The sequence below is a fragment of the Paraburkholderia sp. EG286A genome (assembly GCF_040965375.1).
GTDB lineage: Bacteria > Pseudomonadota > Gammaproteobacteria > Burkholderiales > Burkholderiaceae > Paraburkholderia.
Genome location: NZ_JBFRCB010000009.1, coordinates 309055 through 323433 on the forward strand (window position 1 = coordinate 309055; position 14379 = coordinate 323433).

Sequence of the window (14379 nt, forward strand, 5' to 3'; positions counted from 1 at the left end):
GGGGGCGGCCGCTTAGCCGCCCTCTTGCCCCATCGACATCAGCCACGCCAGCCCCTGCGGCCAGTCGTCGAGCCCGCTGTCCGCATTGATGTGCCCACGCGCGCCGATCTCGATCCAGCGGCTGCCCCACGCCTGCGCGCAGCGCTGCGAAAACGCCACGCCGCCATACGGATCGTCGCTGCTGGCGACCACGACGCTCGCAAACGGCAACGCCGCCAGCGGCACCGGATCGAAGCCCCGCGCGTCACGCGGAAATTCGGGACCGTGCGGATCGGGTAGCGCCACCAGCAGCGCGCCGGCCACCTTCGCGCGCGTCGCCGCGCTCGCGTGATGCGCGGCCCAGTGCGCCACGGTCAGGCAGCCGAGGCTGTGAGCGGCGAAGCGCACGCCGGCCGGCGCGCGTCGTACGGCAGCCTCCAGCGCCGCGCACCACGCCTCGCAGTCCGGGTGCGTCCAGTCGGGCATCTGCACCCGTGCAAAGCCCGCGTGCACGGCTTCCCAGCGCGTCTGCCAGTGCCCCGACCCCGAATCCATATAGCCCGGCAGCACCAGCACAGCCGTTTCGCTCGTCGTCACGTTTTTCCCTCGCTTGTTGTGGTCCGCGCGACGATCCGGCACCGGGACTGGCACGGCGGGTCGCGTCAGGTAGAATGGAAGACACCATCGGGTGCCCAGTTACGCGCTTTTATCCTTTTGACGGGCGCCCTCGAACGACTCCCTTTTCGCATGAATACCGAACGTAAAGACGCCGACCGCACGGACGCGCCTGCGGCATCCAATTTCATCCGCAACATCATCGACGACGACAACCAGTCGGGCAAGTGGGCGCAGCGTGTCGAAACGCGCTTCCCGCCGGAGCCGAATGGCTATCTGCACATCGGCCACGCGAAGAGCATCTGCCTGAACTTCGGCGTCGCGAAAAGCTACGGCGGCGTGTGCCACCTGCGCTTCGACGACACGAACCCGGAGAAGGAAGATGTCGAGTACGTCAACTCGATCATCGACGCCGTCGAATGGCTCGGCTTCGAGTGGAAGAAGGACGATCAGGAATACCTCTTCTATGCGAGCGACTACTACGACAAGCTCTACGAGTTCGCCGAACTGCTGATCCAGCGCGGCAAGGCGTATGTCGATAGCCAGTCGCCGGAAGAGATGCGCGCGAACCGCGGCTCGGCCACCGAAGCCGGCAAGAACTCGCCGTTCCGCGACCGCTCCGTCGACGAAAACCTCGACCTCTTCCGCCGCATGAAGGCGGGCGAATTCGAGGAAGGCGCCCATGTGCTGCGCGCGAAGATCGACATGGCGTCGCCGAACTTCAACATGCGCGATCCGGTGATCTACCGTATCCGCTTCGCGCATCACTACCGCACCGGCGACAAGTGGTGCGTGTACCCGATGTACGACTACACGCACTGCATCTCGGACGCGCTGGAAAACATCACGCATTCGCTGTGCACGCTCGAGTTCGAAGACCATCGCCCGCTGTATGACTGGGTGCTCAATGAACTCGCCGACGCCGGCGTCTTCACGCGCCCGCTGCCGCAGCAAATCGAGTTTTCGCGCCTGAACCTGACCTACGCGATCACGAGCAAGCGCAAGCTGCTGCAACTGGTGACCGAAGGCCACGTGGAAGGCTGGGACGACCCGCGCATGCCGACCATCGTCGGCGTGCGCCGCCGCGGCTTCACGCCCGAAGCGATCCAGCTCTTCTGCGAGCGCATCGGCGTGACGAAGGTCGATTCGTGGATCGACATGAGCGTGTTCGAAGGCGCGCTGCGCGACGACCTCGACGACAAGGCGCCGCGCACGGCCGCCGTGCTCGACCCGCTCAAGCTCATCATCGACAACTATCCCGAAGGCCAGAGCGAGGACTGCACGGCGCCCGTGCATCCGCATCATCCGGAGCGCGGCCTGCGCACGTTCCCGATCTCGCGCGAGCTGTGGATCGAGCGCGAAGACTTCGTTGAGACGCCGCCGAAGGGCTATTTCCGCCTGTTCCCGGGCAACAAGGTGCGTCTGCGCTATGGCTTCGTGATCGAATGCACGGGCGCGGACAAGGACGAGAACGGCAACGTGATCGCCGTGCACTGCAACTACTTCCCGGACAGCAAGTCGGGCACGGAAGGCGCGAACAACTACAAGGTGAAGGGCAACATTCACTGGGTCAGCGCAGCGCATGCGTGCCCGGCGGAAGTGCGCCTCTACGATCGCCTGTTCCGCGAAGAGCAGCCGGACGCGGGCGGCCGCGACTTCCTCGAAGCGCTCAATCCGGATTCGAAGCGCGTGGTGCAGGCGTATCTGGAACCGGGCGCACGCAACGCCGCGCCGGAAGACCGCTATCAGTTCGAGCGCCATGGCTACTTCGTCGCCGACCGCTACGATTCGAAGCCGGGTGCGCCGGTATTCAACCGCATCGTCGGTTTGCGCGACAGCTGGGGCAAGTAAGGCTCGCGCCGCGCCTGTCGGCAAACAAAAAGCCCGCATGGATTCGTGCGGGCTTTTTTCATTTTGGCGGCTGGCGCGTCTCAATCGAAACGCCGGCTCACAGTCTGCGATGCAGTTCCGCGAGCGAGAGCGACATGCTAAAGAGCCGCGCGAGACTGCGGCTCGCGTAGCGATCCACTTCGCCGGGCACGGTCCAGCGCCAGGCGTCCATTTCCGGAATCATCACGCCGTCCTCACGGCGCGGAAACAACGACACGCAAACGCAACGCGTGAGGTCGAGTTCATCGGCGCTCGCACGCGCGGCAAAGAGATGCAGATCCTTGTCGCGCCGGTACACGTAGCGCCCGAGATCGACGAGGCGCGGCGCCGCGACATCGATGCCGGTCTCCTCGACCATCTCGCGGCGCGCGCTCTGCGATTCGCTCTCGCCAGGCTCACCCTGCCCCTTCGGAATGTCCCAGTGATTCGTGCCGGTTGCGTGCGCGAGCAGCACGCGGCCTTCAGGATCGAGCAGCACGATGCCGCACGAAACGACCTTGCCGTTCACCGCGCGCTCAGTGCTGCTTCTGGAAAACCCAGGCGCCTTGGCCCGTGCGGCAGAAGTGCGGACGCAGTGTCATCGACTGGCCCTTCGCGTTGATGACGACCTCCGTATCGCGGCAGGTCTTGTCGCCTTCCTTTTGCGTATTCGACGGCGTGATGGTCGAGGTGATGCGCGTGCCGTTGCGCGAACCTTCGTTCGACCATGACGCGCTCTCGCCATCGGCCTTGTGCTCGACGGCGTCGCGCACGGCGTTCTGGAGCGAGTTGTAGTCGGCCTGGGTCATAAACGACATGGGCGTGTTGTTCAGGAAACCCAGGTTGGCGGCGTGCGCGCTGCCCATGCCAACGGCGACTAAGAGCGCCGCGCCCAGGGCGCTCAGCGTGTGACGGGTTCGGGGCATGCTGGACATTGTGTGTTCTCCTCGGCGGACTGAACGAATCGACGAAAAGCATAACACGCGCCCTTTTTTCGGCTCGCCCAGCAAGGCCGGATACCTGCGCCAGCGGCCGGTTCGTTTTCGGATTGATCCGATGGTGAGGCAGAGGACCCATCACTACGATGGCTTCCTCGCTCACTTACAGCCCATCGGCAATCCCTGACATGACCTACGCCATCGCATTGAGGGTCTTTGCGGTCCTGCTGACCCTCATCTGCATCGGCTTGATGGCGTTCGTCGCGCACTACACGGTCGCGCCACGACCGCAGGCGCCCGGCCCGAACTTCGCAGTCCGTCCCGGGCGCGCACCGCGCTGGCCGGACGCCACCGTGCGCATCGGCACGGTCGGCTTGCTCGCGTCCTTCCTCGTGCTCACCGGCGCCTGCCTGCTGATCGCGGGCGTCTGACGCCGCGCGCCGGTTCGCACTCAGTTGATGCTCAATGCGCGCCCGGCTGCCAGCCGTCGGTGAGCGTATCGAGAAACGCAATCACATCCTTGATTTCGGCGTTGCTGAACACCGGCTCATCGCCCGGCTTGCGATCGAACGGCGGATCCGTGTTGAGATTCACCCAGTAGCGCTGCGGCAGGTCGTCGAACTTCTGCACCCTGCCCTTCACCATCGGATAGAACTCCTCCGGATTCGTGTCGCGCCGCGCGTAGAAACGCAGCACGTCTTCGAGCGAGTGATAGATGCCGTTGTGGAAGAACGACTTCTTGAGCGCAACGTTACGCAGCGTCGGCGTACGGAAGAGCCCGCAAAATTCCGCGCGGTGATCGAGGTCCGTGCGCTCGGGGCCGCATGCGCCGAGATCGAAAAACTTGCGGTCGTGATTCACGGCGAGCGCACGGTTGCGCGGCACACCCACGGCGATCAGACCGAAATCGCTGAACTGCGGAGGCGAGCCGTCCTTTGCACGCTGGCTGATATGGCAGCTCGCGCAGTTGCCCTTCTTCTCGTCGTTGAAAAGCTGCAGCCCGCGCAGTTCGGCGGCGCTGAGCGTGGCCCTGCCGGCCAGGTACGCGTCGTACTTGCTCGTGTACGGATAGAACACGTCGGGCGACTGCTCGAAGGTCTCCAGTGACTTCAGTACTGCCTTGAAAGTCGCGTCGTCGTCAGCGAGGACGCGCGTGCCGAAGGCCTCGCGAAACGCCCCTGCGTAGGGCGCCGCGCGCACGGCTTCGGCGACCTTGCGCGGCGAACTCGCCATCTCGAACGTCGAGAGCAACGGAATGCGCGCCTGCTCCGAGCCCCGATCGACGCGGCCGTCCCACGTGAGGCCGCCGGTCGGACCGGCATCGACGCTTTCGTCGCCTTCGTCATCGGAGTCGTGATAGTGCTCGGCGAACGCCGGCACCGCCTGCAGATACTTGAGCGTCGGCACGGCGCGCATGCCCTGGCGTCGCATGTCGGCGCCGCCGATCTGCACGTCGAGCGAGTTCGTCGGCGTGAACGCGTGGTCCGGGCTGTGGCACGACGCGCACGCCATCTTGCCCGAGCCCGAGAGCGACGGGTCGAAGAACATCTGCTTGCCGAGCGCCGTCATGCGGCGCACCTGCGCATAGACCTCGGCACGCGTCTGCCCGCCTTGCGCCGGCGCGGCGATCTTCATGAGCTTCACGCCCTGTACGGCGCGTGCGTCCGCGTTGGCGTCGTGCGCGCGCGAGGCGCTGCCGGATGCACCTGTCGTCGCATCGGCGTCGGCGGAAGCGGACGTGCTGCCGTCGCATGCCGCCAGCAGCAACGACAGCCCCGCCGCCATCACGAAGCGCCCCGCGTGGCGGCGCGCGCCGCCGTGCGATCGAGCCCGCGTCTCACCATCCGTTCGCGCCGAACGACGCGCCAATCTACGCAACATGCCTGGTCCCCGAAGCTTGAGCGCGGCGCGCGCGTGGCCGCGCGCCGCTGCAGTGCGAATGCCGATGCGCTCAGCCGCGCATCGAAGTCGCGAAAGCGTATGTCAGGGATATGACGCTCCAATGACATGACGTAAGACAGATGTCATGCAATCAAAGGCTGCTGAAAAGCTAAATGTAATTTTTTACATATCGCTGTCAAAATCCGTTGCGACACTGCGCCTCGCCCGAATACCGGTGTCATTCGCGCCGGCCTCCATGCGGGCCCCCAACGCGAGAGAGAAAAATGATCAACAGAAAATGGTTCTATGCCACGCCGATCGCGGTAGCGGCGTCGGTATTGGCCGTCGCGGCTTGCGGCGGCAACGACAGCAGCAAGCCCGGCCTTTCGTCGGTGAAGAACATCGTCGTGATCTACGCGGAAAACCGCAGCTTCGACAATCTGTACGGCAGCTTCCCGAACGCCAACGGCCTGCAGAACGTGAGCGCGCAAAGCGCGCAGCAGCTCGATCGCGACGGCTCCGTGCTGGCCACGCTGCCGACCGTCTGGAACGGTCTCACGCAAACGGGCGTCACGCCCGTCGTGACCGCGGCGATGACCGAGAACATGCCGAATGCGCCGTTCGCCATCGACGACGCGAAGGGTTACAACGTACCGCTCTCGGTCACGACGCGCGACCTGTATCACCGCTTCTACGAGAACCAGATGCAGATCCACGGCGGCAAGAACGACATGTTCGCGGCCTACGGCGACTCCGGCGGTCTCGTGATGGGGCACTACACGACGAGCGCCGAAAAGCTGCCGCTCTGGAAGCTCGCCCAGCAATACACGCTCGCCGACAACTTCTTCATGGGCGCGTTCGGTGGCTCGTTCCTGAATCACCAGTGGCTGATCTGCGCGTGCACGCCGTACTACGCGAACGCGGACACGAACCCGGCCAAGCCGACGATCTCGACCGTGGACGCCGATGGCGTCTCGCTCACGCTCGCATCGAACTCGCCGAAGTCGGCGCTCGATGGCGTTCCGAAATTCGTGAAGTCGGGCAACCTGACGCCGGACTTCTACGCGATCAACACGATGCAGCCACCGTATCAGCCGAGCGGCAATGCAGCGGCTTCGGGCGGCGACACGAACCTGGCCGACCCGTCGAACGCGTCGACGATGCCCGCGCAAACGGCCCAGAACATCGGCGATCTGCTTTCGAACGCGGGCGTGACGTGGGCGTGGTACGGCGGTGCCTGGGGCGCGGCCGTGAGCGCCGCGCAGAACAGCACCTCGGGCGTGATCTACGGCGCGAACATGACGGCGCCGAACTTCCAGCCGCACCACCAGCCGTTCAACTACTTTGCGAACTACGCGCCGGGCACCGATGCGCGCGCGAAGCACCTGCTCGACGGTGGCATGGACGGCACGGAGTTCATCAAGGCGATTGACGCCGGCGCGCTGCCTGCCGTGGCGTTCTACAAGCCGCAGGGCAACCTGAACGAGCACGCGGGCTACACGGACGTGGCGAGCGGCGACCAGCACATCGCTGACGTCATCGCGCATCTGCAGAAGAGCCCGCAGTGGAACAACATGGTCGTGGTCATCACCTACGACGAAAACGGCGGCTTCTGGGATCACGTTGCGCCGCCCAAGGGCGACCGCTGGGGTCCGGGCTCGCGCATTCCGGCGCTCGTCATCTCGCCGTACGCGAAGAAGGGTTACGTCGACCACACGCAGTACGACACGACCTCGATCCTGCGCCTCATCACGCGCCGCTTCTCGCTGCCCACGCTGCCGGGACTCGCCAGCCGCGACGCCGCGCTCAAGAGCAACGGCGCCCAGCCGATGGGCGACCTGACCAACGCGCTCGACGTCAAGCTCTAAGCGCGCGACAAGCCATCGGATCATCGATTGCCGGATGTTGCTCATCCGGTTTTGCGGGCAGCCCTCGGGCTGCCCTTTTTATTGCGCCGCGGATTCATCGCCCCTTGCACGCGCCATGCGCCGACGGAGCCCTGAGCCGCGACGTTTGACCACGGATCCTACGTCGAAAGATGCACTACCTTACAGATTAATTACTGCACAAATATTGACGGAGGTCATTGTGAAATACGTCGAATCGACTCTCCTACCAGGCGAAAGGATCGTCTGCGAGGGACACCCCTGCTTCTGGGCGATGGGTCCGCGTATCACACTGAGCCTTTTGCTCATGGTTTGGGGCGTGCTCATCGGCACCATGGGGACCTCGCCGCTCGCAGCGGTGGGGTTTTTTGCCGCAGGGCTGGGACTGTTCGGCGCGTCGCTGCTCGCCTGGTGGACGACGGAATTCGCCGTGACCAACAAGCGCGTGGTGGCCAGGTTCGGTGCGGTGCGTCGTCACACGGTGGAGTTGACGCTCGCGAAGATCGAGAGCGTGCGGATCGAGCAAAGCCTGATCGGCCGGATATTCGACTATGGCTCGCTCGTCGTGGGCGGCGGGGGCCTGATCGCTACGCCGATTCCCGGCATTTCGAACCCGCACGAGTTTCGCCGCATGGTTTTTCTCGCGCAGGCGGCCGAGGAGCCGGTGCCGTTGCGGCTCGTGGCGTGAGGGGTTCGAATCGGGCTGGAGGAATCGTGGTGTGTGAAAAGGCACAAAGCCCGGCGGTGAAGGCCGGGCTTTTTGTTGATTTGATCTGGCGCGACAGGAGGGGCTCGAACCCCCGACCCTCGGCTTAGAAGGCCGATGCTCTATCCAGCTGAGCTACTGTCGCGTGAACGTGCGCAAGGCCGCAAGCGGGCCTCGCGAAGACGGGGCTGGATTATACCGCGATCGTCTCACGCGGTCGCGCCTCGCTCATCGCACTTGCCAGGGGCCCTGGCGCCAGAATCAAACCGGCTGCTGATGCAACGCGAACCAGCCAAGGAAGATCGCGCCGGCGATCAGGCAATACGCACCGAACGACGCGAGGCGCCCGCGTCCCTCGAAGTAGCTCATCAGGAACTTCACGCTCAGCCAGGCCGCAATACCCGTGAGCACGCCGCCAACGGCCGCAGTCATCAACTGATCTCGCGCGTGAAACAGCTTGGGCAGCTCGAGCACGCCAGCCGCGAAGATGATCGGCGTGCCGAGCAGGAACGAGAACTCTGCCGCCTTTTCTGCCGTGAGGCCCGCTGCATTGCCGGCGATCATCGTGAGCCCGCTGCGCGAAAAGCCGGGAATGAGCGCGCCGATCTGCGCGAGGCCGACGAGAAAGGCCTGGCGGAACGTGAGTTTCTCGGGCGGACGATGTGCACGCGCACGCTGGATGCGATCGCCGAACCAGAGCAGCACGCCATTGACCATCAACGCCGCCGCGACGATACGCAGATCGTGAAAGATGGCTTCGATGCGCTTTTCGAGCACGAGGCCAACGATACCCGTCGGAATCGTACCGATGATGAGCGCCCACATCATGTGCCCGTCGTCGTTCTTGCGACCGCCCAGCGAGGCAAAGAAGCCGCTGATCAGTGCGACCCAGCGCTCGCGGAAATACCAGAGCAGCGCGATGGCAGTCCCCAGGTGCAATGCGACGAGGAACGGCAGCAATTGCGGCGCGTGCTTGTCGATGTGCATGCCGAACAGTGCCGGTACGAGCAGCGTATGGCCGAGGCTGCTCACGGGAAACAGCTCGGTGACGCCTTGCAACACGCTCAGGAAGAATAGAAACCAGAGACTCACGCGCGGATCCTCGTAATGGTGGTGTAAGGGGCCGGACCGTTGCGGAGCCGGTGCGGCAAAGCGCACCGATTATGCCTGGGCCGTATTGCAGCGCCAAGCTTGAAGATGGATTTGTCAGAAAAGTTACTGCGTCGCAACAAAATTGGCTGCGAATGCAGGGATCCTGGCGCGAACGCGCGTGTCGCGCTCGCGGGAATCAAACTAGGGGGACGGAACGTGGCGCGGTCAGCGCGCCATCTTGTAGAAGAAATACGCGCTGCTACCGACAAAGAGGCTGAACAGAGCCATGCTCATTGCCATTGCGAGGTCCATGGGGAGGTCTCCTGCGAAAATGCTCTGTGCGCTACCGCACGGTCATGCGGATTATGCTGACTCTCCTCCGTCGACGACACCCACGCTTTCCCGACGAGGGTTTTCACGCATGAGAAAGCGGCGCAAAATCCGCCTCTGCCCGGCGCATCCGCGCCACGCTCCTTCCACCCACTCCAGGCCCGCCCATGAACGCCCATCCAGAACAGGACATCCTCACCCTCACCCGTGGTGCCTCGACGCTGTGCTTCGCGCCGTGGGCCGGCGGCCGTTTGCTCTCGTGGCTCGTCGGCGGCCAGCCGGTCATCGCGTGGCCGGAAAATGCGAACTGGGCCGAGCCGGCACGCGTGCGCGGCGGCAATCCGCTGCTCTTCCCCTTCCTTGGCCGCCATCGTGTCGACGGCCAGATCGGGCGCTGGCGCGACGCCCAGGGCGTGATTCGCGATCTGCCGATGCATGGCTTCGCGCGCGATCTGCCGTTCGCGGCGCAGGTCGACGACGATGGGCACGGCCTGAAGATGACGCTCGTCGACTCCGACGCCACCCGCGCCGGCTACCCGTTCTCCTTTCGCTTCGAGGCGGTCTACCGGCTGGCCGACGCGCATACGCTCAACGTGACGCTCGCGGCGACCAATACCGGCCAGGATCCGCTTCCCTGGTACGCGGGCCATCACTTCTACTTCGCCTTGCCCCACGCCCAGCGCGCGCAGACGACGCTCGACCTGCCGGCGAGCCAGCGCCGTCATCAACTCGCGGACGGTTCGATCAGTGCGCCCGAACCCGGCAAAGCGCAATACAGGCTCGACGACGCAAGCATCATCGACCGCTTCCATGTGCTCGAGCCAACGCCGCCCGCCTCGCCGGTGCGCCTCGTAGCGCCGGGACTCGGCCGCGCGGTGACGATCGACCTGAACCGGCCCGGCTCGCTTCCCTGGTACGCCGTCACGACGTGGACGGAAGCCGCGGACTCCGACTTCTACTGCGTCGAACCCTGGCTTGGTCTGCCCGACGCGATCCACAACGGGCTCGGCCTGCGCTGGCTCGCACCGGGTCAAACGGAGACGGCGACGCTGCGTATCGGCGTCGAGACGCTCGGCGGCTGATCGCGCGCACCGGCGCCGTGCTGGGCCGGCGCCGGTATGGATGCTGCCGCCCGCGTCAGGCATTCGTCAGGCAAAACCCCAGTTGCGCTGGCAAACCCGCTAAAATCAGGCGTTTTGCCAGCGCGGCGGACCGTGGTCCGTCGAGGCAAGGTCATGCGAGGTTCAATGTTGGCACCAGGAATCAGACGGATTGCATGTGCGGCGCTCGTTGCGCTGCTCGCGGCGTGCGGATCGGCTCCGGTCGGCCCCGGCTTTTATCGCGTGGAACGCGGCGACACCGTGTACAAGATCGCTCGCAGCAATCGCCAGTCCGTGCAGAACATCGTGCGCTGGAACAATCTGTCGAACCCCGACGCCATCGAAGTCGGCCAGGTCCTGCGCGTAGAGCCGCCCGCCGGCACCGCGAGCGCCCGGACCGCGCCGCGTAGTGCAGCGACTGCCCCGCGCGAGAGCGCCGACACAACCGATACGGCATCCGCGCCTTCGTCCGCACCTTCGGCGGCGGCCGCCCCGTCGATTTCGCTCGTCTGGCCGACCAGCGGCCAGGTCATCCGCAACTTTGACGGCCGCAACTCGAAGGGCATCGACATCGCCAATGCGGCAGGCACCCCCATCGTCGCCGCGGCGCCCGGCACCGTGGTCTATGCCGGCAATGGTCTGCGTGGCTACGGTAACTTGCTGATCATCAAGCACAGCGGCGATTACCTGACGGCCTATGCGCACAATCAGGCGTTGTTCGTGAAGGAAGGCCAGAGCGTCGCGCAAGGGCAGAAGATCGCGGAAATGGGCAGCAGCGACAACGATCGCGTCATGCTGCATTTCGAGCTGCGATACCAGGGACGCTCGATCGATCCGACTCGCGAACTTCCCGCACGTTGAGACGGGCCACTGCGGCCTGCCAAATCAATGGACGAAAAAAAAGCCCGGCATGGCGCCGGGCTAACGGGGGTTTGGCGCATATCGGCAAAGGACCGGTTTACCATGCGCCGAATCGCAATCTATCAACGCGCTTCCTGCGGCGCAATCACTTAATTAGCGCGAAAATGTGCTACGGCGCACGGATTATGTGTCGCATCACTTTTCAGCAACGAATGAGGACGCCGAATCAACTGCTGCGGCCCATAAGACCGGACGCTTCAGTGACACATATCGACAAGTCGTCAATCGGCGCAAAGGCTTGCTGCGCGGGCCGACCAGGCTAAAGAACATGGCTTTGTCGAGGGGGTTTGCAAGCCAGAATCGTCGGTTTAAAGCATGGTATTTTTCGCATTTTCGAGGCGGCCGGCTTTAGTGTGCAAGCGCACGCAACAATGCATTTATCCGGTGTGGTGTACAAATTTGAAACACCAATTCGCAGCGTGCTTAGCTCAGATGTTTGCTGATTTAATGTGGCTTATTGTCTGTATTTTGGCGCCGCAAGCCTGGATATCGACTTATTAATGTGATTAATACCGCGGATCCGGCGTTCGCCATCGGCCGCCGGTCTGCAGGCAGACTATCGTTTATAGTATCGGCCGCAACGAATTTCCAATCACCATGACTATCGAAGACGCCAATCCCAGTCCAACGTACGCCAGGCTGCTCGGCGAAACCGCCAAGATCGACTGGCAGGATCTCGAACGTTTCTTCGCGCAAGGCAAGTTGCTGAGCGTGGCGCGCGACCTCGACCTCGTCAGCGTGGCGGAGGCCATCGCCAACGACGACAGTGCGGTCGTCATGCAATGGCTGTCTTCGGGCCTCGTCGCCCGTATGCCGGCAGAAACCGCAGCCGATTACTCGGCGCGCAAGCCGGAGTTGTGGGCGGTCGTCGTCTCGCCCTGGGTGTGCGTGCAGGAACGGGCTTGAGCGGCGCGGAGGCTCTGCCCGAGCAGCGAGGCTGGCATCGACGCGTGCTGACGCTCGCGTTTCCCATCGTCCTCGCCAATCTCACGCAGCCCATCCTTGGCGCCGTCGATACGGCTGTGGCAGGCCACCTCGGCAGCGCGGCCGATCTTGGCGGCGTCGCACTAGGCGGCCTGTTCTTCAACTTCGTGTTTTGGGGTTTCGGCTTCCTGCGGATGGGGACGACGGGACTCGTCGCACAGGCCTACGGCGCCCGCAACCTCCCCGCATTGCGCGCGAATGTCGTGCGCGCCCTGCTGCTGGCATTCGCGATCGGCGCCGCGATCCTGCTGATTCAATCGCCCTTGATCCACTACACGCTCGCGGCCATTGGCGGCAGCGCAGACGTGCAGCGCAACGCCGGGGTCTACTGCCTTGCGCGTATCGGCTCTGCGCCTTTCGCTTTGGCGAACTACGTCGTGCTCGGATATCTGCTCGGTACTCAGCGCGTGCGCATTGCGCTGCTTTCGCAGATCTTCATCAATCTGACGAACGTCGTTGCGGTGCTCGCCTATGTGTACGGGCTGCAGTGGGGCATCGCCGGGATCGGCGCAGCGACGGCTACGGCCGATACGCTTGGTTTTGTCTTCGGCGCCTGCGTGCTGTGGAGGCTTCGTCCTCGCGGGCTCGCGCCGCTCGCGTTGCAAACTGTGCTCGAGCCAGCAGCGCTCAAACGCCTCGTCGCGATCAATCGCGATATCTTTCTGCGTACGCTTTGCCTGCTGGGCTCGTTTGGATGGTTCGCGCATCTGGGCGCGAAGCAAGGCGACGCGATCCTTGCCGCGAACGCCCTGCTCCTCAACTTCCAGACCTTCATGGCCTACGGTCTCGACGGGTTCGCCCATGCAGCCGAGGCGCTGGTAGGCGCGGCGATCGGCGCAGGTAATCGCAATGCGTTTCGCCAGGCCGTGAAGTTCAACCTGTTCTGGGCAGCGCTGGGCGCCTTCGGTTTTTCTCTGGTTTATTGGGCCTGCGGACCGTGGATCATCAGGCAGCTAACCGACCAGCCGTCGGTGCGTGCCGCCGCCCAGGCATTCCTCCCGTGGGCCGCGCTTTCGCCGCTCATCTCCGTTTGGGGCTTTTTGCTGGACGGCGTGTTCATCGGCGCGACGCGCACGCGCGAACTCATGCAAGCCATGGCGGTGTCGCTGGCTGTGTTTCTGTGCGCGTCATGGGCGCTGGTCGGGCCGCTCGGCAATCACGGGTTGTGGATCGCCCTGCTCGTCTTTATGGCCGCGCGCGGCCTGACGCTCTCGCCCTTGCTGCCGCGCATCAGCGGCGCGATCGTACCTGTGTCTGTGCAGCTGCGCTGACAGCGCTCGCGCCCGGCGTCGGCGCTCTTACTTAGCAGGCGGCGGGTTGTCGATCATCATCGGCGGCCGGTCGTCGGTCGGCACACCGTGGTAGTCGGGTGGATCCTGCGGCGGGGTGCCGTGGCGGTGAGTCGTTGCGTTGTCGGCACACGCCGAAAGCAATACGGCCATTGCAAGGGCCAGATAAACACGGTACATCGCCTGAAATCCTTTCTGAATGGTAATCCGAGCGGCGCTCCAGCCGGCTAGCGAAGCGGCTGAAGTCGCTATTTTTTCCTTAGCGACACTGTTCTAAGATACGGACATGGCTGCAATCGACAGGAGGCTGCCATGGATGCCGAAACTATTGCGGGTCTGATCGGTCTTGCTGTGGGTCTGCTGGTTCTGCTTGGGCTATCGATCTTCGAATCGCGCGCCTACCGGAAAGAGCACGACGGCGAAGGCATGATGCATCACTGGCTGGCCGAGCATCACGTGCTCGACCGGGTTCGCCGCAGGCACTGAACCCAGCGCCGGCACCGCGTCGGCGCGCCCCTTGCCTGAATCTCACCACGACCAGTCGAGCTGGCCGTGAGGTGGTTTTGCTGCGTCGTTCAGTGAACGAGCAGCTAGCCTTTTATTTCCCAGCGCCCAAACGCCAGAACCCCGGTGCTCTTTTGGAGACACCGGGGTTCTGAACGTACAGCATAAGGAGCCTGACGATTACCTACTTTCACACGGGCAATCCGCACTATCATCGGCGTGGAGCTGTTTCACGGTCCTGTTCGGGATGGGAAGGGGTGGGACCAGCTCGCTATGGTCATCAGG

At 64.1% G+C, this 14379-nt stretch carries 15 protein-coding genes, 1 tRNA gene and 1 rRNA gene; 9 read left to right on the forward strand and 8 right to left on the reverse strand.

Annotation, left to right across the window (positions count from 1 at the left end; genetic code table 11):
• Positions 1 to 12: 12 nt before the first annotated feature.
• Positions 13 to 576 (reverse strand): RBBP9/YdeN family alpha/beta hydrolase, encoded by a 564-nt coding sequence (locus AB4Y35_RS34895; RefSeq protein WP_368707967.1) that lies wholly within the window; start codon positions 574 to 576, stop codon positions 13 to 15.
• A 150-nt stretch (positions 577 to 726) separates the two neighbouring features.
• On the opposite strand from AB4Y35_RS34895, the gene AB4Y35_RS34900 reads away from it, so the two are divergent.
• On the forward strand, positions 727 to 2445 hold the full coding sequence (locus AB4Y35_RS34900) for a glutamine--tRNA ligase/YqeY domain fusion protein (RefSeq protein WP_368707968.1): 1719 nt from the start codon (positions 727 to 729) through the stop codon (positions 2443 to 2445).
• A 97-nt stretch (positions 2446 to 2542) separates the two neighbouring features.
• Here the strand turns inward: AB4Y35_RS34900 and AB4Y35_RS34905 are convergent, their stop codons facing one another.
• Together AB4Y35_RS34905 and AB4Y35_RS34910 are read right to left on the reverse strand one after the other, a co-directional pair.
• The gene (locus tag AB4Y35_RS34905; protein ID WP_368707969.1) at positions 2543 to 2992 is read right to left on the reverse strand and encodes an NUDIX domain-containing protein; all 450 of its coding nucleotides are present in this window, start codon (positions 2990 to 2992) and stop codon (positions 2543 to 2545) included.
• Between the two features lie 7 nt (positions 2993 to 2999).
• Positions 3000 to 3398, reverse strand: a complete 399-nt coding sequence (locus AB4Y35_RS34910) for an RT0821/Lpp0805 family surface protein (RefSeq protein ID WP_368707970.1) — start codon at positions 3396 to 3398, stop codon at positions 3000 to 3002.
• Between the two features lie 191 nt (positions 3399 to 3589).
• Between AB4Y35_RS34910 and AB4Y35_RS34915 the strand changes: the two genes are divergently transcribed.
• Complete coding sequence (locus AB4Y35_RS34915; protein WP_368707971.1) at positions 3590 to 3832, forward strand: hypothetical protein; 243 nt, start codon at positions 3590 to 3592, stop codon at positions 3830 to 3832.
• Positions 3833 to 3863: 31 nt separating this feature from the next.
• On the opposite strand, the gene AB4Y35_RS34920 is transcribed toward AB4Y35_RS34915, so the two are convergent.
• Positions 3864 to 5186 (reverse strand): cytochrome-c peroxidase, encoded by a 1323-nt coding sequence (locus tag AB4Y35_RS34920; protein WP_368707988.1) that lies wholly within the window; start codon positions 5184 to 5186, stop codon positions 3864 to 3866.
• A 380-nt stretch (positions 5187 to 5566) separates the two neighbouring features.
• Between AB4Y35_RS34920 and AB4Y35_RS34925 the strand changes: the two genes are divergently transcribed.
• Together AB4Y35_RS34925 and AB4Y35_RS34930 are read left to right on the forward strand one after the other, a co-directional pair.
• The gene (locus tag AB4Y35_RS34925) at positions 5567 to 7150 is read left to right on the forward strand and encodes an acid phosphatase (protein ID WP_368707972.1); all 1584 of its coding nucleotides are present in this window, start codon (positions 5567 to 5569) and stop codon (positions 7148 to 7150) included.
• 325 nt (positions 7151 to 7475) lie between these two features.
• Entirely contained in the window at positions 7476 to 7856 is a 381-nt protein-coding gene (locus tag AB4Y35_RS34930) for a PH domain-containing protein (RefSeq protein ID WP_368707973.1), read from the forward strand.
• Between the two features lie 86 nt (positions 7857 to 7942).
• On the opposite strand, the gene AB4Y35_RS34935 is transcribed toward AB4Y35_RS34930, so the two are convergent.
• Both AB4Y35_RS34935 and AB4Y35_RS34940 read right to left on the reverse strand, forming a co-directional pair.
• A tRNA-Arg gene (locus tag AB4Y35_RS34935) sits at positions 7943 to 8019 on the reverse strand.
• Positions 8020 to 8135: 116 nt separating this feature from the next.
• Positions 8136 to 8966, reverse strand: coding sequence for an undecaprenyl-diphosphate phosphatase (locus AB4Y35_RS34940; RefSeq protein WP_368707974.1), 831 nt, complete (start codon positions 8964 to 8966; stop codon positions 8136 to 8138).
• A 497-nt stretch (positions 8967 to 9463) separates the two neighbouring features.
• On the opposite strand from AB4Y35_RS34940, the gene AB4Y35_RS34945 reads away from it, so the two are divergent.
• The 4 genes from AB4Y35_RS34945 to AB4Y35_RS34960 all read left to right on the forward strand — a co-directional run bounded on the left by AB4Y35_RS34945 (position 9464) and on the right by AB4Y35_RS34960 (position 13572).
• Positions 9464 to 10378 (forward strand): aldose epimerase, encoded by a 915-nt coding sequence (locus AB4Y35_RS34945; protein ID WP_368707975.1) that lies wholly within the window; start codon positions 9464 to 9466, stop codon positions 10376 to 10378.
• 165 nt (positions 10379 to 10543) lie between these two features.
• Positions 10544 to 11257 carry a peptidoglycan DD-metalloendopeptidase family protein gene (locus AB4Y35_RS34950; RefSeq protein WP_368707976.1) on the forward strand — a complete coding sequence of 238 codons (714 nt, stop codon included), beginning with the start codon at positions 10544 to 10546 and terminating at the stop codon, positions 11255 to 11257.
• A 657-nt stretch (positions 11258 to 11914) separates the two neighbouring features.
• A complete protein-coding gene (locus tag AB4Y35_RS34955) occupies positions 11915 to 12223 on the forward strand; it encodes a DUF2288 domain-containing protein (protein ID WP_368707977.1) in 309 nt (102 codons plus the stop codon).
• Positions 12220 to 13572 (forward strand): MATE family efflux transporter, encoded by a 1353-nt coding sequence (locus AB4Y35_RS34960; protein ID WP_368707978.1) that lies wholly within the window; start codon positions 12220 to 12222, stop codon positions 13570 to 13572. The genes AB4Y35_RS34955 and AB4Y35_RS34960 overlap by 4 nt, the downstream gene beginning before the upstream one ends.
• A gap of 27 nt (positions 13573 to 13599) precedes the next feature.
• On the opposite strand, the gene AB4Y35_RS34965 is transcribed toward AB4Y35_RS34960, so the two are convergent.
• The gene (locus AB4Y35_RS34965; protein ID WP_368686329.1) at positions 13600 to 13770 is read right to left on the reverse strand and encodes a hypothetical protein; all 171 of its coding nucleotides are present in this window, start codon (positions 13768 to 13770) and stop codon (positions 13600 to 13602) included.
• Between the two features lie 132 nt (positions 13771 to 13902).
• Here AB4Y35_RS34965 and AB4Y35_RS34970 point away from each other — a divergent pair, with 132 nt between their 5' ends.
• Complete coding sequence (locus AB4Y35_RS34970; RefSeq protein WP_165822956.1) at positions 13903 to 14076, forward strand: hypothetical protein; 174 nt, start codon at positions 13903 to 13905, stop codon at positions 14074 to 14076.
• Between the two features lie 189 nt (positions 14077 to 14265).
• Here the strand turns inward: AB4Y35_RS34970 and rrf are convergent.
• Positions 14266 to 14379: ribosomal RNA gene (rrf, locus tag AB4Y35_RS34975) — 5S ribosomal RNA — on the reverse strand.

What these genes read in the sequence shown, in the direction of transcription:
- AB4Y35_RS34925 (WP_368707972.1), top strand. Translation starts at nt 5,567, where the DNA reads ATGATCAACAGAAAATGGTTCTATGCCACGCCGATCGCGGTAGCGGCG.
- AB4Y35_RS34950 (WP_368707976.1), top strand. Translation starts at nt 10,544, where the DNA reads ATGTTGGCACCAGGAATCAGACGGATTGCATGTGCGGCGCTCGTTGCG.
- AB4Y35_RS34900 (WP_368707968.1), top strand. Translation starts at nt 727, where the DNA reads ATGAATACCGAACGTAAAGACGCCGACCGCACGGACGCGCCTGCGGCA.
- AB4Y35_RS34920 (WP_368707988.1), bottom strand. Translation starts at nt 5,186, where the DNA reads ATGGCGGCGGGGCTGTCGTTGCTGCTGGCGGCATGCGACGGCAGCACG.
- AB4Y35_RS34955 (WP_368707977.1), top strand. Translation starts at nt 11,915, where the DNA reads ATGACTATCGAAGACGCCAATCCCAGTCCAACGTACGCCAGGCTGCTC.
- AB4Y35_RS34970 (WP_165822956.1), top strand. Translation starts at nt 13,903, where the DNA reads ATGGATGCCGAAACTATTGCGGGTCTGATCGGTCTTGCTGTGGGTCTG.
- AB4Y35_RS34945 (WP_368707975.1), top strand. Translation starts at nt 9,464, where the DNA reads ATGAACGCCCATCCAGAACAGGACATCCTCACCCTCACCCGTGGTGCC.
- AB4Y35_RS34930 (WP_368707973.1), top strand. Translation starts at nt 7,476, where the DNA reads ATGGTTTGGGGCGTGCTCATCGGCACCATGGGGACCTCGCCGCTCGCA.
- AB4Y35_RS34910 (WP_368707970.1), bottom strand. Translation starts at nt 3,398, where the DNA reads ATGTCCAGCATGCCCCGAACCCGTCACACGCTGAGCGCCCTGGGCGCG.
- AB4Y35_RS34965 (WP_368686329.1), bottom strand. Translation starts at nt 13,770, where the DNA reads ATGTACCGTGTTTATCTGGCCCTTGCAATGGCCGTATTGCTTTCGGCG.
- AB4Y35_RS34915 (WP_368707971.1), top strand. Translation starts at nt 3,590, where the DNA reads ATGACCTACGCCATCGCATTGAGGGTCTTTGCGGTCCTGCTGACCCTC.